Genomic DNA, 22,825 nt, shown 5'->3' with positions numbered 1-22,825 from the left:
TTCCAATAACATGCATTTCCATTTTACAATTCCTGTCTTAACGCCTGCATTACTTCAATTTTCGTTGCTTTACGTGCCGGGCGTAATCCGGAAATCATCGCTACTCCGATACTAATCGCTCCAGCAATGACTACAAGCTGCCATGGAATAGCTGAAAACTGTACATTATTGAAGCCATCTTCACCTGTTGCTGCTTTTAAAATGAGCGGCAATAGTGCATTCGCTGCAAAGCTTACAACATAAGAAATTGCAATGGCCAGAACTGTTCCAATGACTCCAATAAAGGTACTCTCCATTAGAAATAGTCGTTGAATCAGTTTCGGACTTGCACCAATTGCTTTTAATACCCCAATCTCACGTGTACGTTCCGTAACCGCCATTGTCATCGTATTAAAGATACCGATCGATGCGATCAGCACAGCAATTGTTCCAACGAAAACGAGCCCTGCTTTTAATACTAGGAAAAAGACATTCAACTCGTCTAGCTGTTCTGTAACTGAATATACGCCGTAGCCTTTTTCAAGTAACTCTTCTAAAATCGGCTTCACATACTCCAAGCTTTCCGCATAAATATCAAAACGCTCTGAAAACAGTTGAAAATCGCTTGCTCCCTCTTCTTCTGCAACTACTTGGTTATAAGTGTTTTCAATCGCTTCACGTTGCTCGTCCATCATATAAATTCGGTTTTCGACTGCCCATTCATATGCCGGCTTTGGCATAACACCGACAATTTTATACGTCATACGTTCCGACAGTACATCCGGTTGTTCATTTGTACTTAAAGCAATTTCCACTTCCTTACCGATCAGCGATTCCTTGTACCCTTCATCAGCACCGTCGTAATAAGTACCTTCTGCTTCTGCTGCCTTTGATTTTTCCTCAATTAATTTGCGGTCTGCTTCATTTAATAAAGTTTGTCCAAAATGATATCCAACAACAATCTCATTCTCGTTTTCCGGATATTTCCCTTCCGCTAACGGTTTTGCTATCGATGCATAATCAGTAAAGTCCACTAGACGCAATGATGTAAATGTATCGCGGTCTCCCATATAGCCCTCTACATTAGCATCCACACTCGTAGTTTTTAACACTGTCTGCACATTTTCCACTGCTTGTATATCCGCTACTTCCTCTGCTGTAAACAGCGCTTGACTACCGAGCACTTCTATTTGTGTCACCGTCTCACTTGATAGAATTTCATCTTCAATCGAATCTTGTAATCCAAATCCAATCGAGGCTAGCACAATTAAAAACGCACAGCCCATTGTTGCGGCCAATACCGTCATAAAAACACGCAGCTTATTTTTTCTAATATGCTGCATCACAAAATCCACCTGATCTTTAAATAACATTGTGTTCACCTTCTTTCACCAATTGACCGTCATGCATACGAAAGCGCTTGTCCGCAATCATTGCCACTTCCTCATCATGTGTAATAATAATAAATGTCAAATCCAATTCGCGGTTCAGCTGCTGGATGAGCATTAAAATATCTTGCTCTGTCTCTGAATCAAGGCTTCCTGTCGGTTCATCCGCCAACAAAATCGGCGCGTTCGTCACAAGAGCACGGGCAATACTTACCCGCTGTTGCTGCCCGCCCGATAGCTCGTTCGGGTAATGGTCGGTCACTTCAGTTAAACCAACCTTTTTCATAATTACTTCAACTCGTTTTCTGCGTTCTGAAACGTTCATCCCTTGCAGCTTTAGTGGCAATTCAATGTTCTCAAATGCCGTCAAACTCGGCATCAGCTGAAAGTTTTGAAAGATGAAGCCGAAGTTTTCCAAACGAAATTTTGCACTCTGAATCTCATTAAATCCTGCAATTTCCTGTGCATTTACTACAATTGAACCGTGTTCGGGTTTCATAAAACCCGCCAAAATCTGAAGCAGTGTAGATTTACCTGATCCGCTTTTCCCGACGACCGCTACGATTTCCCCCTTTTCCACATCAAATGATACATCTTTAAGTACCGGAACCTGTCTTTCCTTTCCGCGTTTACCGATAGAAAATGTATGTTGTAAGTTCTTTACTTTAATCATCATCGCTCACTCCTTTTCACTTAACTTTAGTGTAAAGGGCAAATCTTAATATTAAGAAAGGCTAAATATGAAGAAATTCTTAAGAAATCATGAATACCCCTTTAACTTTTTTTCCGGACATGAAAAAACCACAAGCACAATTCCACCTGTGCTTGTGGTTGAGTCTAAATTAGAAACCTGCCATCTGTTGCTTTTCAAATGTTTTTCCGTTGTAGCTCGTCACTTTGGAACGAGATACAGTAAACAGCTCATCATCAATATAGAGTAGACGCTGTACGACATTATACGAATCTTCATATTGTTCACCAGGACGCGCCTTTTCGATCATGTCGGCTACAAGCTCAATCCCTTTTGGTGTTACCTTGTAAATATGAGCACCTGTTCCTTCATATTTTAGCTGCTCTTCCTCATCTGTTGGCGAGTAAATTGTAACAGGGAAGCCATAATAATTTTGGCGTGGATCTATGAATAGAGCTTTATGGTCATATTGCACAGGAGAGTTGGTTCCGCGACCACCAATTACAACCGCCTGCTGTTCTTTCGGGTTATTGAAATCAGTTACATCAAACAGGCTCAATTTCATGCCATTTGTATAGACAACCGGCTCTTTTGAACCTTCCTCCATCTTCACTTCCGTATCATAGCCAATACCAAGGAGGTGATTTTCGCCAATTGGATGCAAGTAATTGCTGAAGCCCGGAATTTTAAGCTCCCCTAACACTTTCGGCGCAGTTGGATTTTTCGTATCAATGACAAAAAGCGGGTCTGTTTCTTTAAATGTCACTAAATACGCTTTATCTCCCATAAAGCGAGCTGAGTATATGCGTTCTCCTTTCGCTAAATCATTGACCGCACCAACTTGTTTTAAATTTTCATCCAAAATGAATAGATGGTTTTTCGAATTGGCCGTTGTTCCCCATGCACTGCCTTCTGTTGTAGCTATCCGTACATGCCCATCATGCTCATCCATTGAAAATTGATTCAATACTGACCCAGGCACTTTACCTTGCGCCGTCATCTTTACCGCTGTTTTATCAATTGAAATTTTGTAAATTGTCGTTTCATTATTTTGTCTCGCCGGCATTGTACTAGAAACCGTGTCATCAAGAGATGTGCGCTCGATTCCCGCCCAGAACCCGTAATGATTCATCGACGCAATATAGATTGCATTTTCAGACATATACAGTTGACCGCTGTTGCCTAGGAAGCTCTCTGTTTTCCATGCATTCGACTTCACATTGCTTACATCGATTGCAGATACGATCAAATAGTTCGGCTCATTGCTTTCAGGGAGCATACGAATTTTCTCGACCGACATAACGGTTTCCTTTTCCCCATCGTACGTGGATGGACGGAGCTCTACATCCGGTGTTTCCTGCAGCAGCCAGTAGTTCGGCATACGGCTTGATACAACGTACAAATAGTTGCCTGCTTTACGAATACTCGTAATATCCCCGTCATGCCCCACTTCGCGCACTAGCGTCGGATTTTTTGCATCCTTTACATCATAGAAAGCAATTTTCGTTACCGATTTCCCGTCATAATGCGGCTCTCTTTGTGTTTCTACATACTTTGTGTACCCTACAATTAATGTTTGGTCATGCAGCATTAAATGTGTTGGATAAATATCTTTGCCGATCTTTAAACGCTTCATCACCTGCAAATTTTTGGCATCAACAATGACTACTTTATTGTCGACAATCGTATAAATGGACTGACCGTCCGTTATTGTAATGTCCCCTTCTTCAATACCCTCCACCTGGTTGTTTGTAGTAGAATAACTCGGTCCGCCACTACTTAAATCACTTTTTTCCATCGACATTGCCGATTCCTCTTTTACCATATCATTAGAGAGACTAGATGCCGCATTTTCTTGCGCTACAAACGCTCTAAAATAATCTTTTAAATCTTCCGTTGACGTAAGTTTTTCCACTTTCCTTACAACTTCAAGTGCAACCGACTGTTCCTGCTGCGACTTTGCTTTCTTTGCGTATGCTGTTTGCTTAATTTGGAGCGTATATTTCCCTACACTCAGTCCATCTACAGATATAGTAGTCCCGGCTTTATCAACCGACAATTTCGCCTTTGCGCTTTTATCATTTTCATCGACTACTAGAATGGACCCATCTGTTAAACTTTTTTCAGTAATTGGCTGCTTTAACGTAATGGAATACGTTTCCCCTTCGAATAAAATACCCGTTGCCTGCACTTCCGTGTTTTTAGCGAGCATAAAGTAACCGAGTGCTAAAACAGCAACAAGTGAAGCGACAAGCGCCATTCCAAAAAGTTTGCCTTTATTCATGTTAAATCCTCCTTTTCCATACTTTGTATTTAATTAGACTTAGGAAAAGTGTAAAAGTTACAGAATTTTTCAATTTTCACAAAGGAGTCTTCTCTTTATAAATCATATTTTGTATTTCTAACCGTTCACATTATCGTAATATTTATGACCTACTTATTACTTTACATGTAAATCATTAATAATATAGAATACTAAAAACAAAGTACTTTAATTAGAGTACTTAAATTTAAGATTGTATAAGAGAGGAAACAATACGTGAAATTTAAACAGTTTTTAAAATCAAAAGGGGCAATCGCTTCTATTTTTATGGGAATATTTTATGCGGTAGCGATGCTTGGAATCTTTTTACCTGGGTACACAGCAATCCCTGGCAATATGGATGAATTAAAAATTGCCATTGTAAATGAAGACAAAGGCGAATCAGGTAATCAGATTGCTGGGCAACTAGGCGAAAGCTTACCATTTAAGACAATCGAAACAGACTTAACAAATAAACAAGCTCTGAAAGATTTAGAGCACAATGAACTTGCATTAGTTATTCATATCCCTGAAAACTTCTCAGCGGATGCACAAAGCGGTAAAGGAACAAACATTGATTTCACAGTAAATGAAGCCTCATCTACAATGGTTTCCTCTTCTATGTCATCTGTAGTTACTCAAATTAATAATGAGTTAAGTGCAAATTTCTCACAACAAACAGCTCAAGGAATTTTAATGAACTTCAACCTTCCGAAAGAGCAGGCTGCCGAAATGGCTGAGCAAATCGAAAATAGCTACACTGGTAACTATGTCATTATGAATGATGTGCCAACAGGAATGCATAATAGTATGCTGCCAATGTTTTTAACAATGGCTTGTTATGTAGGTGCAATGATTGCAGGTATGCAGTTAGTCGGTTCATTTAAAGCGAGCCGTGGTAAGGCGAGTAAAACAAAATTATTTTTTTATGTACAGTTGACTGCTTTAATAATTGCGATACTTTCAACTATCGCTTCATTAACTGTTGCCTTTCTAATTGCAGATGTCGACACATCGGTATTGTTACCTGTTGCCGGACAGCAGATTTTATTATATATGGCTGCATTTAATGTGTGTGCAATTCCAATCTTTATCCTTGGTGAAGGCGGTATGATTCTTAACATTCCGATTCTGCTTATGCAAACATTGGCGAACGGTGCTACGATTCCACGTGATATGATGTACGCACCATATGAATGGTTTAGCTATATTACGCCGATGTACCATTCTGTTCAATCGTATTTAGCGATTATGTTTGGTTCGATCAGCCCTGCCCCATACCTATGGGGATTAGCTGCAGTGGGAGCCGGAGCAATGCTTATTAATATTATCATTGTTTGGGTTTTCCATAAGCCGCTTCCAGTTGATGCACCAGCTGAACAACCAGCTTCTTTAAAAAAAGCGGATGAAGTTATGGCATAACTTTGTTAAACTAAGGAAAAATACAACTCGTGCTATTTTTAGCACGAGTTGTATTTATATAAGCGGAGATTAAAATGTATAAAGTATAGGAGAATACTATGTCCATCCAAATTTATATATTGAGCAAGTTAGCGAAAGAAAGCAGCTATCCATATAAACTAAAAAAAGAGCTGTCAGAACCGATTCCTTTTGATAAATTGGCGCACCTGACGGAAAGCAAGCTCTATTATCATTTTGAATCTTTGACAAAGCAGGGCCTTATCGAACCAACAGAGATCATTAAAGAAGAGAATCGGCCCGATAAGCAAGTTTTCGCCATTACCGAACAGGGCCTAGCATTACTTCCACAAAAAATTTATCAGCTTTTTGAAAAAGCTGATTCTCTCTCAGATACAATTGTTGGATTAATGAATCTGGACTTTGTAGATCGTGCAAAAATCATTATGATTCTTGAAGAGAAATTAAAAAAGCTTGAAAAGAAAATAGATTATATTACAAGCTTGAATATGCAAGTTAAGCTGGAAGGTTCTAAAAAAGAAGGTGGGGATTTTTTAACCGGCTATTTTACAAGTCGTTTTAATAATGAAGGTGAATGGATTTCTTCACTGATCGAAAAAGTACGAAATGGATCTATTTAAATAAGCCACGCATTCAGATGAATATATCATCAAAATGCGAGGCTTTTTAACTTATCAATTTTTAAAGAAAAGTTTTAATATAGGTGTTGTAATTTCTTCAAATGACAATGATTTCTTCCCTCGCCTGTTATACCACTTTCGAACGGTTTCAACTACCCCAATCGGCACGGATTTCCCGTCTATTAAATGATAGTATTGCTCATACCCTTTTTTTAAATGTTCCCATCGACAATCATTTCCTGACATCGTATATTCGGAAACATCGATTATTTTAGCTCTGCCGTTTTGCAGCAGTATATTTTTCAAATGAATATCACGCGGATTCAGGCCCTTACTGCGCGCATATTCTCTTGCTTCTTCGACATCATTTATCGCCTGTTCCGGAATATGGATGCCTTCAAGGATACACTCAAATAGCGTCTTCCCTTCCTCGTAACTTAATACGAGGCAATTGTCGTTCGAACCAAAACAGGTTGAAAAGAAAGGCGAATTGCCTAACTTCCGATAAACACTTTCTTCCACCATTACTTTAGCTGATTTGTCTTTCGCATATAGTTTGAATGCATAAGCCGGGGTGTGTTCGGACCAAAAAACTGCTGCGTCCGTCCCGATTCCTACACATTTCAAATTCTCTGCTTCACCAATAATCGTAACTGGCTCATTATTCGGATTGGATAATACATTTATTTTTGAGAGAGTTTCCATTACTTTTTCGAAGTCTTTTACCATATCATCTTTCCCTTCATCAGTGTTAAAAGAAAAATACATGATCCAATTACTTTTAAAGGGATTCTATATCGCTCATAATAAAATTCGTCTTTTTATATTCACTATATGTTTATTTATTGAGTTTAACATTAAATACACTAGTTCATGTAATTTACAGCTTTATTCAATATGTAAAAAGCCCTTCACTCCATTATGTGAAGGACCTTACCTATTTATTAACTAAGGCTTAATTATTTTTTGGGCTTTATTCCACAGGGGAAAGTTCACTTTCTGTAACCCATTTATGATGCGTTACTTCCTCACCTGTTTCAGTATCTTTATAGCTCACCATATATACGGTCGTTTGCTCAGCCGAATCAATTGTAGCGGCCGCGCCATCCATCCCGTCCATATGTTCCGCATTTAATACGACCTCTTCACCGGAATTGAATGGTGCTTCTCCAGCGTCTTCAAGCTCTTCATGAATAACCCATTTGTGATCTTCAACTGGCTCGCCATCCGTTGTTGGAGTATACGTAACCATATAAACAGTTGTATCAAATGCTCCGGTAATGGTTGCCTTTGCGCCATTCATACCGCCCATATGATCGGCATTAATTATTGCTTCGCTGCCAACTGGATATGTAGGGCTTTCCGCATTCGCCAATCCTTCAGGTACTTCACCTGAACTTGAATGGTCCATTTGGGCGTGTTCCATATTTGAATGATCCATTTCTTCTGTAGAGTTTGACTCTTCTTCATTTCCACCACAAGCCGCTAAAACGAGCGCTGTACTTAAAACGAGCGCACCTGTTACTAATCTCTTTTTTTTCATCGCTGCATTTCTCCTTTTTTTAATTTTCTCCCCCAATTCATTATACCCCTACAAGGTATTTAATAACCTTACAAATTTTTAAGAATCTATTGAGGTTAGTTTACTGGACAAAATAACGGGAAAATTAGAAATGTATAAACTTAACGAGGAGGAATGGGAAATGTCACATGAACAACATCAACAATTGCTGCAAACTTTACATGAGTGTATGGCAGCATGCAACCACTGTTTTGACGCCTGCTTAAAAGAAGATCACGTTCAGATGATGACGGAATGTATCCGTTTGGACAGAGAGTGCGCAGATATTTGCAACTACTTGGAACAGGCGATTTCTAGAGGTACACCCTTTATTTCCGAACTGGCTGCCGTTTGTGCCAAAATTTGTGAAGCGTGTGGAAATGAATGCAAAAAGCACGATCATGACCATTGCCAAAAATGTGCGGAAGCGTGCTTTAAATGTGCAGAAGCATGTAAAAATGTTGCCTAAACATACGAAAAGTTGCTCCATTGGTTCCTTCACCAATGGAGCAACTTTTTAATATGATTAAATTTTAATTTCAGCTGAACACTCTTCACAAATAAATTTGCCTTCCACATTCAAAAAAGCTTTGATTTCTGTAAATCCTTTTCGCTTCGGGTAACGCATTTCAACCAATATTTTTTCATCATCTTTAATTTCATTATTACATTTCATACATTTTGGAGTTATTAGGGCCACTCTAATCCCCTCCTTCTAATTGTTAGCCTTGTTCTGCCTTACTGCAAGGATATCCTGCCTTTTATTTTTTCCGAACAGGGAGCCAAATTTCACTGTAAGCATAATCCTTTTTATTTTCATCCATTTTAGTAAACGAAAACGTAGGTGCTTTGATAATTTCATAATCAGAAGTAGGAAGCCACTCCGAGTATGTTTTGGCCATTGTTTCTTGTAACGTAGATGGAAACGGACCTTCATTTGGAAATACCGCCCACATACATGCTTCAACTTGCACTTTCTCTAATTGATCACTAACCTCATTTTTAGTCGTTAAGACACCGATCAAGTGCGTTAACTCCCCTTCTTCTTTCAGGAAATTCGCATCAGCATGATAAGATGCATTCACAATTTCAAAAGGCTCTATATTTTTAAGTGCACGCATTTCTTTTCTCTGCTCTTCCGTTATACTTTTGGCCAGCTCTACGATTTCCTGATTAACACCTTCAAATTGCATAGGCACACGCTTACTTACCCCTGCTAAACTGAACGCTTGTTTATCTTCTATTCTCCATTCCATCGAAACTCCTCCTTTTACAGTTATTACAAATGTGAGTTTAGGAAATGATTTGCTTATTTTCTTTTTGATGACATCTGAAGGTAAGCAATCACACCATTTTTTAAATGCTCTTGTAAAACCGTCGACGGACTGGTAACCATATTTAAATGTTACATTCGTTACCTTTTCGCCATTCAATAATTCCTTATTCGCTTCCGATAGTTTTCTGTTCTTTACATATTCATTTAACGTCATCCCAGAAAGATGAAAAAATACGGTTCTAAAGTGATAGTCGGAACACCCGGCATAATGTGCAATGCTTTCAAGAGACAAGTCATCGGTTAAATGATCTTCAATATATTCAATCACTTGATTTAATTCTTTTAACAACATATCCCTCCTTCATGGATACATATTAGCAAAGCAATTATAAAAATACTCGACATTTACAACCCAAAAAAATCGTATTAATTTGGTTCATCCCCTGGCACCTTTTGTTTATATAACGTGTAAAAGGGGTATTCACTTTTTTAGTAAGATATTTAACCAAACAGATTGTAGAAATACACGAGAGGAGTTGATACGTAATATGCGGTTGGAAAAGAAGTTAATATTGATTTTCAGTTTTATCGCGGCTTGCTTCTTATCTGCTTGTGCGGAAAAGGAAAAGCTTGCCGACGGATCAGAATTGATACATAAAGATCAGTTTGTTTTTGCTGCTTCTGGCGAGTTTAAGCCATTTAGCTATGTAAATAATGAGGATCTTACGATGTCAGGATTTGACATCGAAGTTGGCGAAGCGATCGCAAAAGAACTCGGTCTGGAACCGGTTCAAAAGCGGATTAAATTTAAAGGAATTGTAGAAGGAGTCAAAACTGGCCGTGCAGATGTAGCTGTTGCCAGCCACACGATTAATCCACAGCGAAGCAAACATGTTGCTTTCTCTACCCCCTATTATTATTCCGGACCGCAAATTTTTACCCGACCTGATAGTGATATTAAAACTGTCGATGATTTAGCCGGAAAAGAAGTAGCTGTAGCAAAAGGGTCAACCTATGCTGATACAGCCTCCAGATATACCGACAATGTTAAAACCTATGACAGCGACATCACAGCTTTACAGGCGTTAAACAGTGGTCGTCATGATGCGGTCATCACCGATTTTGTTACCGGAAAAAACGCTGCAAAAGAAGGATTTAAAGTTGAAGGGCAGCAATTAATCGAACGCAGTGAACAAGCAATTGTACTGCCTAAAGATAACCCCAACCTATTGAAGCGAGTTAACGAGGCGCTGGATAAACTCCGGGAAGATGGAACACTTTCTCGGATTAGCATGGAGTATTTTGGTGAGGACATCACAAAAAAACCTGAATAATTCAATCCTCTAATAAGAAAGGAAGTAGGTACAGTGCCAAGTTTTTCACATTTTATAGAAGTATTAATCGATACAAAAGATGTTTTTCTTAAAGCCATGCTCTTAACATTGGAGCTGACGGTTGTATCCATCTTAATAGGTATTGTAATCGGGCTTTTCTTTGCCCTGATGAAAATTTCTAAAATAAAAGTATTAGAACTCATTTCAGATATATATGTCTTTTTAGTTCGCGGAACACCGCTAATTGTTCAAATCTTTATCCTCTACTTCGGACTTAGCGGGCTTTTCCTTCTTCCCGATTTTTGGGCTGCTTCACTTGCTTTGGCGCTTCATAATGGCGCATACATTTCTGAAATTCTTCGAGGTACTATCCAAGGAGTCGATAAAGGTCAGATGGAGGCTGGACGCTCTTTAGGGATGACCAAAGTTCTGACATTAAGAAGAATTATTCTTCCGCAGGCATTCCGCCGTGCGCTCCCTCCATTGGGTAACCAATTTATTATCGGTTTGAAAGATTCTTCGTTAGCCGCATTTATTTCGATGAATGAACTCTTTAATGTAGCGACAACGCTAGGATCTAATAACTTTGACGAAATGACCTATTTACTGATTGTTGCAATCTACTACTTAGTATTAGTGGCGTTGTTAACATTGATAGTAAACCGTTTCGAAAAGAGATTAGCAATTAGCGACAGGTAGGAGGCGTAAGCAATGGAAGCAAAAGAAATGATTAAAATTAATCAATTGAATAAGTCATTTGGCGACTTGCATGTATTAAAAAATATCGATATGACCGTTTACGAAAGCGATGTTGTTTGTTTAATAGGATCGAGTGGCTCAGGGAAAAGTACTCTCCTTCGATGTCTGAATTTTTTAGAAAGAAAAGATAGCGGCAGTATTACTATAGGTGGAAAAGAAGTCGACCCTAAAAATGATAACCTTAACAACATAAGGGAAAAGGTAGGAATGGTGTTTCAACATTTCAATTTATTCCCTCACAAAACTGTTTTGGAAAATATTATTGAGGCCCCAGTTATGGTTAAGGGCATTGACAAAAAGGAGGCAATCTCCAAAGCAAAACAACTTCTGGAAAAAGTCGGCTTGGAAGATAAGGCCGATGTCTACCCTAATAAACTATCCGGCGGGCAAAAGCAACGGGTAGCAATTGCTAGAGCACTTGCAATGGAACCAGACATTATGCTATTTGATGAACCGACATCTGCACTTGATCCAGAGCTTGTGGGAGAGGTTTTAACAACGATGAAAGAATTGGCTCAAGAAGGAATGACAATGGTTGTTGTAACCCATGAAATGGGATTTGCCAGAGAAGTGGCTGACTGGATCGTGTATATGCATGATGGGAAAATTATCGAGCGCGGCAACCCTGATCAATTTTTCAACCATCCGAAACAAGAGCGAACTCAAGAATTTTTAAAAACGACAATGCTGAAATAAACGAAAGAGGGTCCTGTCTAACTATTAGACAGGACCCTCTTTTTATAATTATACCGGGTAAACAGTCTTATGATCACATATAATTATACATTTACTTTCATCCTCCAAGAAATGGACATTCCCTTCTGATGAATAGAACCATGTTTTTTGATATTGGTTATCTTCTTCTACATAAAAAATATTGAGTTCATCTCGGAATTTTAATAACGTATTGGCGGTTTCTTTATTGGTTTTAAAAGAAATTTCCCAACTGTTTTTTACGGGATTAATTTCATGTTCTGTAGTTTCGCAAAATAGTCTGCTGCCGACAGTGTGACGAACATATAGCATTTATCCTTCACCTCCAGGAAGATCAATTAAAAGGATAAATGCATCCTGTTTTGCTTTTAATGTTAACGAATGAAGTTCGGTGATTCGTGCATCATCACGTCTTTGTAATGTAACATCACCGTTAAGAGAAACTTCTCCTTCGATGACAAATACATATATCTTACGTCCTTCTTCTTGCTGGAACTGAATTTCTTTTTCCGCATCTATTTTTGAAAGATACAGCGTAACATCCTGATGAATCATCGCTACATTTTCCTCTGCGTTATAAGATACGACTGGTAACAGTTCATTTCTTAATTTGTCATGGTCAAACGTAATATCTTCATATGATGGCGTTAATTGCTTTTCATTTGGCAAAATCCATAATTGTAAAAAGTGAGTATCCTCATCTTCTGTTGGATTCACTTCCGAATGAAGTACCCCCGTACCAGCTGTCATTCTTTGTACATTGCCGTACTGAAGTGTTCCCACATTCCCTAAATTATCTTCATGCATTAACTGCCCTTTTAAAACAATCGATACAATTTCTGCATCCCTATGTGGATGAATGCCAAACCCTTTGTTCGGTTTAACGATGTCATCATTTAAAACACGCAATGGACCGAATTGAATATTTTCTTCATCATAATACGGACCAAATGAAAAACTAAAGTGGGTTTCTTGCCATTCATTCTTTGCTGTAAATCGCTTAGTAGAAGGATTATGTACAATCACTTTGAATCACCTTTCCATCGTTGAAATATTTTATCTTGAATTCAAGATAATTATACAGTAAATAAAAGGAATCCGCTATGTATTTAGATTCGGTAACATTACTACAAAAGCACGCAAACAATGAACTGCACCTCAATTGTTAGATGTGTCTAACTTTTAGGGGTCACTTCAACAATGGTTTGCGTGCTTTTACTAAACTTTTCATTCTCCGCTTTTATTAATTTCCCGTTCATTGATCGGCTGAACAGGACGGTGATTATCGGGGAAAATCTTCTGGAAAGCTTTTATTTGTGCTTTTGACATTTCAATTGGCTGCTCAAAAACAATCCATTGTACTTCTTCTGTACAAGGAGGTGTCGTTAATGAACCGGCATATTGGAAAGTTGTTTCATTCTCCGGCAGTAAAGCCTGTAAGTCAATGATATGCTTTTCGGAATTACCTTTTGCCGTTTTATCTGTCGGTAATTCATTCCACATCGATGCAAACTGTTTATTTTCATTTCCTTCTTGAATCATTAACCCAATAACAGCCAGCTTTCCATCCTTGTCACTATGTACTAAATGCAGTTCCATATCATAGTTTTGCCCATTAAACTGGTGCTCGCTTGGTGTATGAAAATGAAATTGTGAAAGCTTGTACTCATTGTCTTCAATAATAATGTGATTGCTTTCTGTTGTGGCATTCGCCTGTATCGTATGACCGTTATTTTCGAGTGTATACGGTGTTGGTTCATAGTGAATCTCATTCCCTTTTAAATTTCCATCTGCTTTCACTTCGGGAAATTCAACATTAATCGGCGATTGTTCACTTCCATTCACACATGCTAAATTACTGGGATGGAGTTCTCCCCAGTGTTCAGGTCCAGTCGATTCCTCATAGGACCAGTCACTCTGATCAGCAGTTGTTGTAATTACTTCTTTCTCTTCACTTTTTTGTTCCGCGCATGCAGCAAGCATCAAACTTGAGAACATCGCTAAAAATAAGTATGCAAGTTTCTTCATCTTCTGTAACCCCTCTTATCTCTAGAATAATAAAATTATTCCATATATAATTTTATTATCCAAATAAATATACTGAAATATCAAAATTCGGTTAATATAACCTAATTCTTTATCCATATATAGAATCATAATTTACACTTCTTTTAGTTATTTATACTTCATTTAGCATTCGCTCTTTCGGCTTATTTAAAACATTGATTGCTATTCGTTGTATAAAATAAAAAAGCAAGCTCAGTATGCTAAGCTCGCCCTTCTTCACTATCAAAACACCCAAATACTATGTATAACCTTACGTATATTGCGCACTTATTTGTACTTCCAATTCGTTTACCTGTACTTGTGCCGGATGGGCAAACCAAATCACACCACATAAAACGACCGCACCCAGCACTCTCTTACTCTTCTTCCAATTAACCATTCCTATCACTCTCCACTAAAACTAAAGCAACTCCCTTAATTCTTCCGTCATTTCCTCCACTAATTCCGGTCTTCCATGAAACTGTGCAGGGGTATTTTGAAATAGCTCAACTTGCCAACCGTTGTCTTTTTTCACAGCGACTAGTGTTTGATGGGCATTTACTGCTGGTTCAATATCTGATTTTCCAGGAGGAATCATTCCTGCAATAGCATATAAAATTGCTGCATCAATTCCCAGCGAACGTATCTCTTTTACTTTCGTTATAAAAGGAGCGGTTGGATGGTTTTCGAAGATAGTAAAAAGATGCGAAAAAATTTATTCTTTGCCTATCAGTTTACTTCCATCAAATCCAATTTGGACTCCATGTTCTGCAAATGGATCAGACATCCCTTGAGCATCACGTCTATTCCAGGCATCAATGAGTTTATTGTATAGGTTTTGAACTTCAGTATTCATATTTATTTCCCCCTTGATTATCTTTAATGACAAAGCTATACATTTAAAACCATTCGCACTGTTTTTAATGTATGGCCCTCAAAATCATCATCGAACTCTTTCAAAACCTGAAAGCCTTTTGCATCATAAAAGCTTTTGCCGATTTCATTGTCCCTTTCGACGTTTATATAAATTTCAACTACGCCTTCCAGTTCATTAATTCCTTTTTGCAATAAAGCAGAGCCAATCCCTTTTCCCTGATATTCTGGATAAAGGTAGATCGCCCCGAGTTCCGCTTTCCCCACATCATTAACAGGAGAGAAATTCGCGAACCCTACAACATTACTGTCAATTTCAGCTACAAAAAGAAAAGAACGTTCCAATCGTTGTTTCATCCTGTCGTTATTGTAGGCAACTTTCAGGAATTTTTCTTGGATCTCAAAAGGAATGATTCCTTCATATGTAGCATTCCAAGATTTTTTTGCCACATCCTGAACTTGAGGTATGTCTTCAACATGCATTGTCCGAATTATTACCATTTCAAATCTCCCCCTTAATACTGATTCATTATTTCAATTTTATACTAACATGAATTTCCAAATGCTAAGACGTCTAATTTACTCGACAGTTTAAATTTATTGGCCCATTTCTAAGCAGTAATCGCCACTTGGACTGACTTACTCGTCACTTTCCTTTTCATATTCGTCATTTCACTTAACATAATCGTCAAATTCAGCAAGGTATTCGCCATTTTGAAATATATTAGCCGTATTTATTTTTTATTAGCCACTATTACCTTTATATTCGTCAATCCGGCCGAATCACCTGTCTGCTGCTTACAATATAAAAAAGCGAAAGGTCTGCATAACCCTTCCGCTTCATGAAGTTATTCAAACGGCCAGCTTGGCAGCATCCGGCGTAATTTCTTATCCGCGCGTTTGCCAAGCACATAATCTGCCTGCATCATTGTATGGATTTCACGTGTCCCTTCATAAATGACCGGTGCTTTGGAATTGCGTAAATAACGGGCTACTGGGTACTCATCGGAATAGCCGTATGCCCCGTGAATTTGAACTGCATCATCCGCAGCTTTATTCGCAAAGTCGCACGCTTGCCATTTGGCGAGAGATGTTTCCCTAGTGTTGCGGACGCCTTTATTTTTCAGCTCACCTGCACGATACACGAGCAGGCGACTCATTTCATAGCCAGCTTCCATTTTTGCGAGCATTTGACCGACTAGCTGATGCTCACCAATCGGCTTACCGAAAGTTTCTCGTTCTTTGCAGTACTTGACGCTCGCTTCGATACACGCTTGTATTAAGCCAACCGCGCCTGCAGCAACAGTAAAACGGCCATTATCCAATGCGGACATCGCAATTTTAAACCCTTCGCCTTCTTCACCGAGCAAATTTTCTGCCGGTACTTTGACGTCCTCAAAGAACAGTTCACCTGTATTGCCTGCACGAATACCGTATTTGCCCTTGATCGCCTTTGAGCTAAACCCTGCCCATTCACGTTCAACGATAAATGCGGAAATTCCGTGATGCGCTTTTTCCTTATCTGTATACGCAAAAACAAGGAAATGATCCGCAATATCACATAAGGAAATCCATGTCTTTTGACCGTTTAAAATATAATGTTCCCCATTGTGCTTCGCAAATGAACTCATCGCCGCAACATCCGAGCCTGCTCCGGGTTCTGTCAGACCGAATGCGCCGATTTTCTCTCCCTTTGCCTGGGGCACCAAATATTTTTCCTTCTGTTCTTCTGTTCCCCATTGCATGAGCGTCATACTATTTAAGCCAGTATGCACGGAAACGGCTGTACGAAATGCCGTATCTCCGCGCTCCAGCTCCTCACAGACAATTGCAAGCGAATTATAGTCCATTCCTGCTCCGCCGTACTTCTCCGGTACACAAACTCCCATTAAGCCCAGTTCGGCGAGATGCTTCCATATTTTCGGGTCAAAACCACCGCCCGCATCCCATTCCGCAATATAAGGGATAATCTCTGCATCAACGAATTGCCTCACAGTTTTTCGTAAAAGCGTCTGTTCTTCTGTGAACTCGAAATTCATCGCTTCACTCCTACCACTTTACAATCATCGATGAACGGTGTGATGTTTCTTTAATGTCAACACCACGGCTTGCCATTTCCTGAATAAACTCACGACCTGGTACAACAGTTTCCGGTGCAAATACACCGCGCTCTCCAATCAGTCCTTTGCCGATCATTTGGGCCACGATTGAAATCGTATTTGCTGTCGCACGGGCCATCGCTGTCACGTTTTGCTCTGTATCTTTTCGTACGACCATTTCATATTCATACGTAATTTGCTCTTCTGACTTTTCACCTGAAATAATTGCACGTAATAGTACGGCATCGACATTATTTCCGATATCCAGTTTTTTCTCCAAAACTTCTCTTGTTACTTCTCGGACATTTACTTCACGACCGCCAGCTTCAACGGTATTGTTTTTATCAAGGAAGCCTAAGTCAGCAAGCAGTTTGAACTGCTCGGCATGCCCTTTATAGCGGATTGTCTTGTATTCGAGTGTCTTCACATGAGGGAATGTTTTATATAACGTTGAAATTCCGCCTGATGTGTAAAATGCCTCCAATACTCCAAACTCGTCAAAGTAGATCGGCTCCAGTCCAGTTAAAGATTCAACCTCAGCAAGCATACCCTTTTGAATCATTTTCGAAGGCTCTGTATAGTGATCGAATACTCCATCCAGCGAGAACACACGAATATAATGTAATGGAGGCTGTGGTGTTGTTGGAATTCCACCTACATAAAGTTTGATCGACTCTACCGAATCAATCTTTGTCGCCCCATAACCTGTCAAAATATTAATCATTCCCGGTGCTACACCTAGATCCGGAATAATCGTGACACCTTTATCGACTGCCTGACCGTGCAGTTCGAAAATAGATTCTGTAATCCCGCCAATGTGGCCTCCTAAGTCTACTGAATGTACCCCTGCATCAATTGCCGCTTTTGCCACACGTTCATTAAACTTATAGAACAGCGCATTCACTACTACATCGCCGTGGCTGATGACATCACGCAATGCTTTGTCATCTTCTGCATCAAGCTGTACAACTTCCACCTTATCTGTATTTAATGAATTAACGAATTCCTTTGCAGGAGCTGTTGAAACATCGGCTAAAAAGATCTTCTTCACATCTTCACTACGGACTAAATCGCGTGCTACTTCTTTCCCCATCAATCCTGCACCTAACACTACTACTTTCATGTAAACATCCCCTTTTTTATTAAGTCAATTACGCATCAGCGTGATTGCGTCCACATATTTTTTGAGATGCGATGATTCGAGTAGATGAATCATCAAGCGTTATTATCGATTTGGGCACGTTGCAACTTGCCGCTGTAGTCTACATAAATACTCTTCCATTCCGTATACACATCAAGCGCTGCCTGCCCTGAATCGCGGTGGCCATTTCCTGTACCCTTTGTACCGCCAAACGGCAAGTGAATTTCCGCACCTGTTGTACCGGCATTTACATAAACAATTCCTGTATCAAGCAACTGCTGTGCTTTGAAGATTTTGTTAATATCTTGTGAGAAAATTGAGCTTGATAAGCCAAACTTCACACCGTTATTTACTTCAATTGCCTCTTCCAAACTGCTAACTTCAATAATACTAATAACAGGACCGAAAATTTCCTCCTGCGCAAGAATACTAGTTGCCTCCACATCGGTAAAAATTGTCGGGGCATAGTAATAGCCTTTTGACAATTCGCCTTCTGATAAAATTTCTCCGCCAATCAGCAAGTTTGCGCCTTGCTGCTTACCGATCTGTACATAATGATTAATTTTTTCCAGTGCGGCCTTATTAATGACAGGCCCCACTTTAACTGAAGGATCCAATCCATCTCCGATTGTCAGCTGCTTCGTTGCTTCCACAAGACGATTTTCCAACTCCTGTTTTACATTTTTATGCACGATTACACGGCTGCATGCTGTACAGCGCTGCCCAGCCGTACCAAAAGCACTCCATAAAATACCTTCAAGCGCTAAATCCAAATTAGCATCATCCATTACAATGACCGCATTTTTCCCGCCCATTTCAAGCGAAATTTTCTTCAGATGTTTTCCGCCAAGCTCGGCTACTTTGCTTCCTGTCGTTGTTGACCCTGTAAAGGAAATCACACGGATGTCCGGATGCTCGACGATCGCTGTTCCCACCGTAGGACCGGAACCGAATACAACGTTGACGACACCAGGCGGTAAGCCGACCTCTTCAAATATTTTGGCAAGCTCGTAAGCCATAAAAGGTGTTTCGTTAGAAGGCTTCCATATAACCGTATTACCGGCAACGAGTGCAGGGAAAGACTTCCATGTTGCAATTGCAATCGGAAAATTCCACGGCGTAATGAGTCCAGCCACTCCAATCGGTGCGCGTACACTCATCGCAAACTTATTCGGCAATTCCGACGGGACCGTTTCTCCAAATAAACGTCTTCCCTCCGCTGCCATATAAAGTGCCATGTCGATTCCTTCTTGCACTTCCCCGCGTGCTTCTTCAATGACCTTGCCCATTTCCTTCGTTAATATTTGCGCAAGATGTTCTTTCTTTTCTTTCAGTTTAAATGCAATTTCATATAAATAATCCGCACGCTTTGGCGCAGGGACAAGTGCCCATTGTTTTTGGGCCTCCTTCGCCTTTTGTGCAGCAAGTTCGACTTGGAATTTTGTCGAAAGTGGTATCGTTCCTAACTGTTCACCATTTGCAGGATTGATCACAGGCATCGTTTGCAATGAATTGTCTTCTATCCATTCTCCACCAATAAAATTTAACAGCTTCATTTCTCCACCTCACAAATTCTCATTTACCTTTTTATTATTCGACATTCTCTACTTTATTCCCTTTTTCTCTCAAAAAGAATAACGAACGAATATTATTCATTGCCAAATATTATTTTCTCCGTTTTGAAACTTTTGGAATCTTCAAGCGTATCTATTATTGTAAATATTAAATTGAATTGTAAGGGGACATAAAAATGAAAAATCATGAAATCGACTACGTTTTACACGGCGATGATATGCAGTTTGTAGAAGTGGAGCTTGACCCGCAGGAGACGGTTGTAGCAGAAGCCGGAAGTTTAATGATGATGGAAGATCAAATCCAGATGGAAACAGTATTTGGTGATGGCTCTGCAAATCAGGGCTCCGGATTAATGGGGAAATTACTTGGCGCAGGAAAACGTTTAATTACAGGTGAAAGCTTATTCATGACAACGTTCACTAACAACGGCATGGGCAAGCGTAAAGTGTATTTTGCTTCTCCGTATCCAGGTAAAATCATTCCTATGAATTTAAGTGAATTGGACGGCAAAATCATCTGTCAAAAAGACGCATTTTTAGCTGCGGCAAAAGGTGTATCTGTTGGCGTAGAATTCCAGAAAAAATTAGGTACAGGATTCTTCGGTGGTGAAGGGTTTATTATGCAAAAGCTTGAAGGAGACGGTATGGCTTTTGTGCATGCAGGCGGTACAATTTATGAACGTAAACTTCAGCCAGGAGAAACATTGCGCATTGATACAGGCTGTCTAGTTGCGATGACACAAGATGTAAACTACAATATCGAAATGGTAAGCGGCATTAAAACGGCTTTATTCGGTGGAGAAGGTTTATTCTTTGCAACGCTTTCCGGTCCTGGTACAGTTTGGGTACAATCATTGCCATTCAGCCGTCTGGCAAGCCGTGTGTTTGCTGCAGCACCGATTTCTCAAGGCGGTGGCGGTAAAGACGCAGGTGAAGGCGGCATCGGCGGATTATTTGATCTGTTCAATAAATAAAGGCAAAAAGGAGCTGTCCAGCGCATATTATTGCGAGACAGCTCCTTTACTTGTTATACAGCTAAAACGATGATTAATATAAGTGCCAGCACAATTCGGTAAATCGCGAATGGCGTTAATTTCACTTTTGAAATCAGCTTCAGGAAGAATTTAATCGAAATAAGTGCAAATACAAATGCGCTTACAAAACCTACTACATAAAACCAAAAGTGATCGGCGTTAATTTGATCCCAGTTCTTAACAAGCGACAAACCGCTTGCCCCAGCCATAATCGGCACGGCCATAATAAACGTAAAGTCCGCTGCTGTTTTATGGTCCAATCCAAGCAATACCCCGCCTGAAATCGTTGAACCCGAGCGTGAAAACCCTGGCCAAAGCGATAAACATTGGATAAATCCAATTTTCAGTGCTTTACTGTACGAAATATCATCCAGTGTCGTAATGGCCGGCTTTTTAGGTCCAAATTTATCAGCAATAATCATAAAGATCGCTCCGATAATTAATCCTACAATTACGGTTTTGATGCTGAATAGATTTTCATCGATAAAATCTTCAAACAGTACTCCAAAAATACCTGCTGGAATAATACCGATAATCACATGTCCCAGATTAAAACGAGTCTTCTTCTGTCCTTCTATTTTATATAATCCAACTAAACTTAGTAATCGTTTCCACATAACGAAAACGACTGCCAATATCGATCCTAGCTGAATAACAATTTTAAATGTATTTGCCGAACCTGATCCTAAAAATTCCTTCGTCTGCAACCACATATCATCAACAATAATCATATGTCCTGTTGAGGAAACTGGCGCAAATTCGGTCATCCCTTCGACAAACCCTAAAATTAAAGCTTTTAATAGCTCAATCCATTCCATTTTCTGTTCCCCTTTTTGCTTTCTTATTCGCTAAATTTTACATCTATTACCCATAATTCAGAGCGACTGCCAATACGTGTCGGAGGCCCCCAAAAACCAAAGCCGCTCGAAACAAGCGCATGTAACTGCTCTTTTTTGAGAAGTCCATAATCCAACTCAAAAGTTCTTTCTGTTATGAGGTGGTTTGGCCACATTTGACCGCGGTGCGTATGTCCCGAAACATGGAGATCCACTCCTAAACGAGCCGGCTCATCCAAATCCAGCGGCGTATGGTTCATAACAAACCAAGGCAAGTTTGCCTTTTCGGGCTGCATCTCTTTTAAGGCTAAACGGTTTTTGTTCGTCACATCTTCCCGCCCTGTTAAATAAAAACGATTCGCCACTAAAATTGTTTCATCCATTAAAATTTTAACGTTTGCTTCTGCCATTTCCTTTTTAAATTCCGGTATTTCATTACCGTAATATTCATGGTTACCCAGTACTCCGTATACACCATATGTCGCCTTTAAATTTTTCATCACTTCGCCCATGTCTTTTTCGACAAAGCGCTTTGGACTATCATCGACAATATCACCCGGAAGAAGCACTAAATCAGGATTTCGTTCATTTGAAAGCGCAACAAATTTCTCCAAATGTCCTTTCCCTGACAACAAACCGAGGTGGAAATCCGATGCCATCACGATACGCATATCATCTCCAGGTTTATCGATGTTGATTGTCGCATTTCGAACTACCGGTGAATAAGCAAAATATGTACCTACAATCAATAAAACAACGAGTAAACCAACAACCCCTGTACCGACCATTTTCGTTGTAAGCGGTGTAAACTTGATGATTAAGTTGGCGATGATACAAAGGAAGAGCCCGTACTGCAAAAAGAACATCCAATAGCTGCCGAGCACCGAAAAGGGCGTGAACAGTGGATGGAGCTTTCCTATAAAATAACCGTATGATACGAAAAATAGCACTGTCCAATAAATAATCGGCCAGCGAAATTGCTGAATCGACAACAGCCATGCCCTAAAATTCCAGCCAAGATAAAAAGTGAGACCACTGTATATCGCTAATGCTACTATGCCTAAAAGTATACGCATCGGAATGTTGCTCCTAACTTATTTTTTATCTACAATGTGCTATTTTACTATATTTTGGACTTATGGCGTTAGTCAATCATAT

Annotated in this window: 24 protein-coding genes and 1 pseudogene; 7 read left to right on the top strand and 18 right to left on the bottom strand. The window is 39.6% G+C overall.

What is annotated here, in order from left to right:
* Positions 1 to 23: 23 nt before the first annotated feature.
* From MHB58_RS02050 to MHB58_RS02040, 3 genes are all read right to left on the bottom strand, one after another.
* Positions 24 to 1,352: an ABC transporter permease gene (locus tag MHB58_RS02050; RefSeq protein WP_340734577.1), complete on the bottom strand. Its 1,329-nt coding sequence runs from the start codon at positions 1,350 to 1,352 to the stop codon at positions 24 to 26.
* On the bottom strand, positions 1,342 to 2,040 hold the full coding sequence (locus MHB58_RS02045; RefSeq protein ID WP_014824854.1) for an ABC transporter ATP-binding protein: 699 nt from the start codon (positions 2,038 to 2,040) through the stop codon (positions 1,342 to 1,344). The genes MHB58_RS02050 and MHB58_RS02045 overlap by 11 nt, the downstream gene beginning before the upstream one ends.
* Positions 2,041 to 2,209: 169 nt before the next feature.
* The gene (locus tag MHB58_RS02040) at positions 2,210 to 4,342 is read right to left on the bottom strand and encodes a beta-propeller domain-containing protein (protein ID WP_340734576.1); all 2,133 of its coding nucleotides are present in this window, start codon (positions 4,340 to 4,342) and stop codon (positions 2,210 to 2,212) included.
* Between the two features lie 255 nt (positions 4,343 to 4,597).
* Between MHB58_RS02040 and MHB58_RS02035 the strand changes: the two genes are divergently transcribed.
* Both MHB58_RS02035 and MHB58_RS02030 read left to right on the top strand, forming a co-directional pair.
* Positions 4,598 to 5,782: a YhgE/Pip domain-containing protein gene (locus tag MHB58_RS02035; protein WP_014824856.1), complete on the top strand. Its 1,185-nt coding sequence runs from the start codon at positions 4,598 to 4,600 to the stop codon at positions 5,780 to 5,782.
* A gap of 98 nt (positions 5,783 to 5,880) precedes the next feature.
* On the top strand, positions 5,881 to 6,420 hold the full coding sequence (locus MHB58_RS02030) for a PadR family transcriptional regulator (protein ID WP_008406284.1): 540 nt from the start codon (positions 5,881 to 5,883) through the stop codon (positions 6,418 to 6,420).
* A 54-nt stretch (positions 6,421 to 6,474) separates the two neighbouring features.
* On the opposite strand, the gene MHB58_RS02025 is transcribed toward MHB58_RS02030, so the two are convergent.
* Positions 6,475 to 7,149, bottom strand: coding sequence for a serine/threonine protein kinase (locus MHB58_RS02025; protein ID WP_065217559.1), 675 nt, complete (start codon positions 7,147 to 7,149; stop codon positions 6,475 to 6,477).
* Between the two features lie 244 nt (positions 7,150 to 7,393).
* Positions 7,394 to 7,963, bottom strand: coding sequence for a YdhK family protein (locus MHB58_RS02020; RefSeq protein WP_340734575.1), 570 nt, complete (start codon positions 7,961 to 7,963; stop codon positions 7,394 to 7,396).
* A gap of 160 nt (positions 7,964 to 8,123) precedes the next feature.
* Here MHB58_RS02020 and MHB58_RS02015 point away from each other — a divergent pair, with 160 nt between their 5' ends.
* On the top strand, positions 8,124 to 8,450 hold the full coding sequence (locus MHB58_RS02015) for a four-helix bundle copper-binding protein (protein ID WP_339263632.1): 327 nt from the start codon (positions 8,124 to 8,126) through the stop codon (positions 8,448 to 8,450).
* Positions 8,451 to 8,507: 57 nt separating this feature from the next.
* Here MHB58_RS02015 and MHB58_RS02010 read toward each other — a convergent pair whose 3' ends face one another.
* Positions 8,508 to 8,681 (bottom strand): Fe3+ hydroxamate ABC transporter substrate-binding protein, encoded by a 174-nt coding sequence (locus MHB58_RS02010; RefSeq protein WP_065217465.1) that lies wholly within the window; start codon positions 8,679 to 8,681, stop codon positions 8,508 to 8,510.
* 61 nt (positions 8,682 to 8,742) lie between these two features.
* Positions 8,743 to 9,606, bottom strand: coding sequence for an AraC family transcriptional regulator (locus MHB58_RS02005; RefSeq protein WP_340734574.1), 864 nt, complete (start codon positions 9,604 to 9,606; stop codon positions 8,743 to 8,745).
* A 199-nt stretch (positions 9,607 to 9,805) separates the two neighbouring features.
* On the opposite strand from MHB58_RS02005, the gene MHB58_RS02000 reads away from it, so the two are divergent.
* The 3 genes from MHB58_RS02000 to MHB58_RS01990 are packed head-to-tail and all read left to right on the top strand — an operon-like array spanning position 9,806 to position 12,046.
* Positions 9,806 to 10,591 (top strand): transporter substrate-binding domain-containing protein, encoded by a 786-nt coding sequence (locus MHB58_RS02000; RefSeq protein ID WP_008406278.1) that lies wholly within the window; start codon positions 9,806 to 9,808, stop codon positions 10,589 to 10,591.
* Between the two features lie 33 nt (positions 10,592 to 10,624).
* On the top strand, positions 10,625 to 11,290 hold the full coding sequence (locus tag MHB58_RS01995) for an amino acid ABC transporter permease (RefSeq protein WP_008406276.1): 666 nt from the start codon (positions 10,625 to 10,627) through the stop codon (positions 11,288 to 11,290).
* Between the two features lie 12 nt (positions 11,291 to 11,302).
* The gene (locus MHB58_RS01990) at positions 11,303 to 12,046 is read left to right on the top strand and encodes an amino acid ABC transporter ATP-binding protein (RefSeq protein ID WP_014824863.1); all 744 of its coding nucleotides are present in this window, start codon (positions 11,303 to 11,305) and stop codon (positions 12,044 to 12,046) included.
* 48 nt (positions 12,047 to 12,094) lie between these two features.
* Here MHB58_RS01990 and MHB58_RS01985 read toward each other — a convergent pair whose 3' ends face one another.
* The 9 genes and pseudogenes from MHB58_RS01985 to MHB58_RS01945 form a co-directional block, all read right to left on the bottom strand.
* The gene (locus MHB58_RS01985; RefSeq protein ID WP_340734573.1) at positions 12,095 to 12,376 is read right to left on the bottom strand and encodes a hypothetical protein; all 282 of its coding nucleotides are present in this window, start codon (positions 12,374 to 12,376) and stop codon (positions 12,095 to 12,097) included.
* Entirely contained in the window at positions 12,377 to 13,090 is a 714-nt protein-coding gene (locus MHB58_RS01980) for a pirin family protein (RefSeq protein WP_014824865.1), read from the bottom strand.
* Positions 13,091 to 13,291: 201 nt separating this feature from the next.
* On the bottom strand, positions 13,292 to 14,092 hold the full coding sequence (locus tag MHB58_RS01975; protein WP_014824866.1) for a carbonic anhydrase: 801 nt from the start codon (positions 14,090 to 14,092) through the stop codon (positions 13,292 to 13,294).
* A 289-nt stretch (positions 14,093 to 14,381) separates the two neighbouring features.
* On the bottom strand, positions 14,382 to 14,510 hold the full coding sequence (locus MHB58_RS01970) for a hypothetical protein (protein ID WP_269764158.1): 129 nt from the start codon (positions 14,508 to 14,510) through the stop codon (positions 14,382 to 14,384).
* A gap of 21 nt (positions 14,511 to 14,531) precedes the next feature.
* A pseudogene (locus MHB58_RS01965) lies at positions 14,532 to 14,966 on the bottom strand (SgcJ/EcaC family oxidoreductase).
* A 35-nt stretch (positions 14,967 to 15,001) separates the two neighbouring features.
* Complete coding sequence (locus MHB58_RS01960) at positions 15,002 to 15,484, bottom strand: GNAT family N-acetyltransferase (RefSeq protein WP_340734572.1); 483 nt, start codon at positions 15,482 to 15,484, stop codon at positions 15,002 to 15,004.
* A gap of 347 nt (positions 15,485 to 15,831) precedes the next feature.
* On the bottom strand, positions 15,832 to 17,022 hold the full coding sequence (locus tag MHB58_RS01955) for an acyl-CoA dehydrogenase family protein (RefSeq protein ID WP_340734571.1): 1,191 nt from the start codon (positions 17,020 to 17,022) through the stop codon (positions 15,832 to 15,834).
* Between the two features lie 10 nt (positions 17,023 to 17,032).
* Positions 17,033 to 18,205, bottom strand: a complete 1,173-nt coding sequence (locus MHB58_RS01950) for a saccharopine dehydrogenase family protein (RefSeq protein ID WP_008406267.1) — start codon at positions 18,203 to 18,205, stop codon at positions 17,033 to 17,035.
* A 92-nt stretch (positions 18,206 to 18,297) separates the two neighbouring features.
* Complete coding sequence (locus tag MHB58_RS01945) at positions 18,298 to 19,779, bottom strand: aldehyde dehydrogenase family protein (RefSeq protein WP_340734570.1); 1,482 nt, start codon at positions 19,777 to 19,779, stop codon at positions 18,298 to 18,300.
* A 194-nt stretch (positions 19,780 to 19,973) separates the two neighbouring features.
* Between MHB58_RS01945 and MHB58_RS01940 the strand changes: the two genes are divergently transcribed.
* Positions 19,974 to 20,771, top strand: a complete 798-nt coding sequence (locus MHB58_RS01940) for a TIGR00266 family protein (protein WP_008406265.1) — start codon at positions 19,974 to 19,976, stop codon at positions 20,769 to 20,771.
* Positions 20,772 to 20,824: 53 nt separating this feature from the next.
* On the opposite strand, the gene MHB58_RS01935 is transcribed toward MHB58_RS01940, so the two are convergent.
* The gene (locus MHB58_RS01935; protein WP_008406263.1) at positions 20,825 to 21,649 is read right to left on the bottom strand and encodes an undecaprenyl-diphosphate phosphatase; all 825 of its coding nucleotides are present in this window, start codon (positions 21,647 to 21,649) and stop codon (positions 20,825 to 20,827) included.
* A 23-nt stretch (positions 21,650 to 21,672) separates the two neighbouring features.
* Positions 21,673 to 22,743, bottom strand: coding sequence for a metallophosphoesterase (locus MHB58_RS01930; RefSeq protein ID WP_340734569.1), 1,071 nt, complete (start codon positions 22,741 to 22,743; stop codon positions 21,673 to 21,675).
* Positions 22,744 to 22,825: the final 82 nt, after the last annotated feature.

The organism is Solibacillus sp. FSL K6-1554 (assembly GCF_038005185.1).
GTDB lineage: Bacteria > Bacillota > Bacilli > Bacillales_A > Planococcaceae > Solibacillus > Solibacillus silvestris.
This window is presented reverse-complemented; position numbering and strand designations above follow the sequence as displayed.

What these genes read in the sequence shown, in the direction of transcription:
- MHB58_RS02050 (WP_340734577.1), bottom strand. Translation starts at nt 1,352, where the DNA reads ATGTTATTTAAAGATCAGGTGGATTTTGTGATGCAGCATATTAGAAAA.
- MHB58_RS02045 (WP_014824854.1), bottom strand. Translation starts at nt 2,040, where the DNA reads ATGATTAAAGTAAAGAACTTACAACATACATTTTCTATCGGTAAACGC.
- MHB58_RS02040 (WP_340734576.1), bottom strand. Translation starts at nt 4,342, where the DNA reads ATGAATAAAGGCAAACTTTTTGGAATGGCGCTTGTCGCTTCACTTGTT.
- MHB58_RS02030 (WP_008406284.1), top strand. Translation starts at nt 5,881, where the DNA reads ATGTCCATCCAAATTTATATATTGAGCAAGTTAGCGAAAGAAAGCAGC.
- MHB58_RS02025 (WP_065217559.1), bottom strand. Translation starts at nt 7,149, where the DNA reads ATGGTAAAAGACTTCGAAAAAGTAATGGAAACTCTCTCAAAAATAAAT.
- MHB58_RS02020 (WP_340734575.1), bottom strand. Translation starts at nt 7,963, where the DNA reads ATGAAAAAAAAGAGATTAGTAACAGGTGCGCTCGTTTTAAGTACAGCG.
- MHB58_RS02015 (WP_339263632.1), top strand. Translation starts at nt 8,124, where the DNA reads ATGTCACATGAACAACATCAACAATTGCTGCAAACTTTACATGAGTGT.
- MHB58_RS02000 (WP_008406278.1), top strand. Translation starts at nt 9,806, where the DNA reads ATGCGGTTGGAAAAGAAGTTAATATTGATTTTCAGTTTTATCGCGGCT.
- MHB58_RS01990 (WP_014824863.1), top strand. Translation starts at nt 11,303, where the DNA reads ATGGAAGCAAAAGAAATGATTAAAATTAATCAATTGAATAAGTCATTT.
- MHB58_RS01985 (WP_340734573.1), bottom strand. Translation starts at nt 12,376, where the DNA reads ATGCTATATGTTCGTCACACTGTCGGCAGCAGACTATTTTGCGAAACT.
- MHB58_RS01975 (WP_014824866.1), bottom strand. Translation starts at nt 14,092, where the DNA reads ATGAAGAAACTTGCATACTTATTTTTAGCGATGTTCTCAAGTTTGATG.
- MHB58_RS01970 (WP_269764158.1), bottom strand. Translation starts at nt 14,510, where the DNA reads ATGGTTAATTGGAAGAAGAGTAAGAGAGTGCTGGGTGCGGTCGTTTTA.
- MHB58_RS01960 (WP_340734572.1), bottom strand. Translation starts at nt 15,484, where the DNA reads ATGGTAATAATTCGGACAATGCATGTTGAAGACATACCTCAAGTTCAG.
- MHB58_RS01955 (WP_340734571.1), bottom strand. Translation starts at nt 17,022, where the DNA reads ATGAATTTCGAGTTCACAGAAGAACAGACGCTTTTACGAAAAACTGTG.
- MHB58_RS01950 (WP_008406267.1), bottom strand. Translation starts at nt 18,205, where the DNA reads ATGAAAGTAGTAGTGTTAGGTGCAGGATTGATGGGGAAAGAAGTAGCA.
- MHB58_RS01945 (WP_340734570.1), bottom strand. Translation starts at nt 19,779, where the DNA reads ATGAAGCTGTTAAATTTTATTGGTGGAGAATGGATAGAAGACAATTCA.
- MHB58_RS01940 (WP_008406265.1), top strand. Translation starts at nt 19,974, where the DNA reads ATGAAAAATCATGAAATCGACTACGTTTTACACGGCGATGATATGCAG.
- MHB58_RS01935 (WP_008406263.1), bottom strand. Translation starts at nt 21,649, where the DNA reads ATGGAATGGATTGAGCTATTAAAAGCTTTAATTTTAGGGTTTGTCGAA.
- MHB58_RS01930 (WP_340734569.1), bottom strand. Translation starts at nt 22,743, where the DNA reads ATGCGTATACTTTTAGGCATAGTAGCATTAGCGATATACAGTGGTCTC.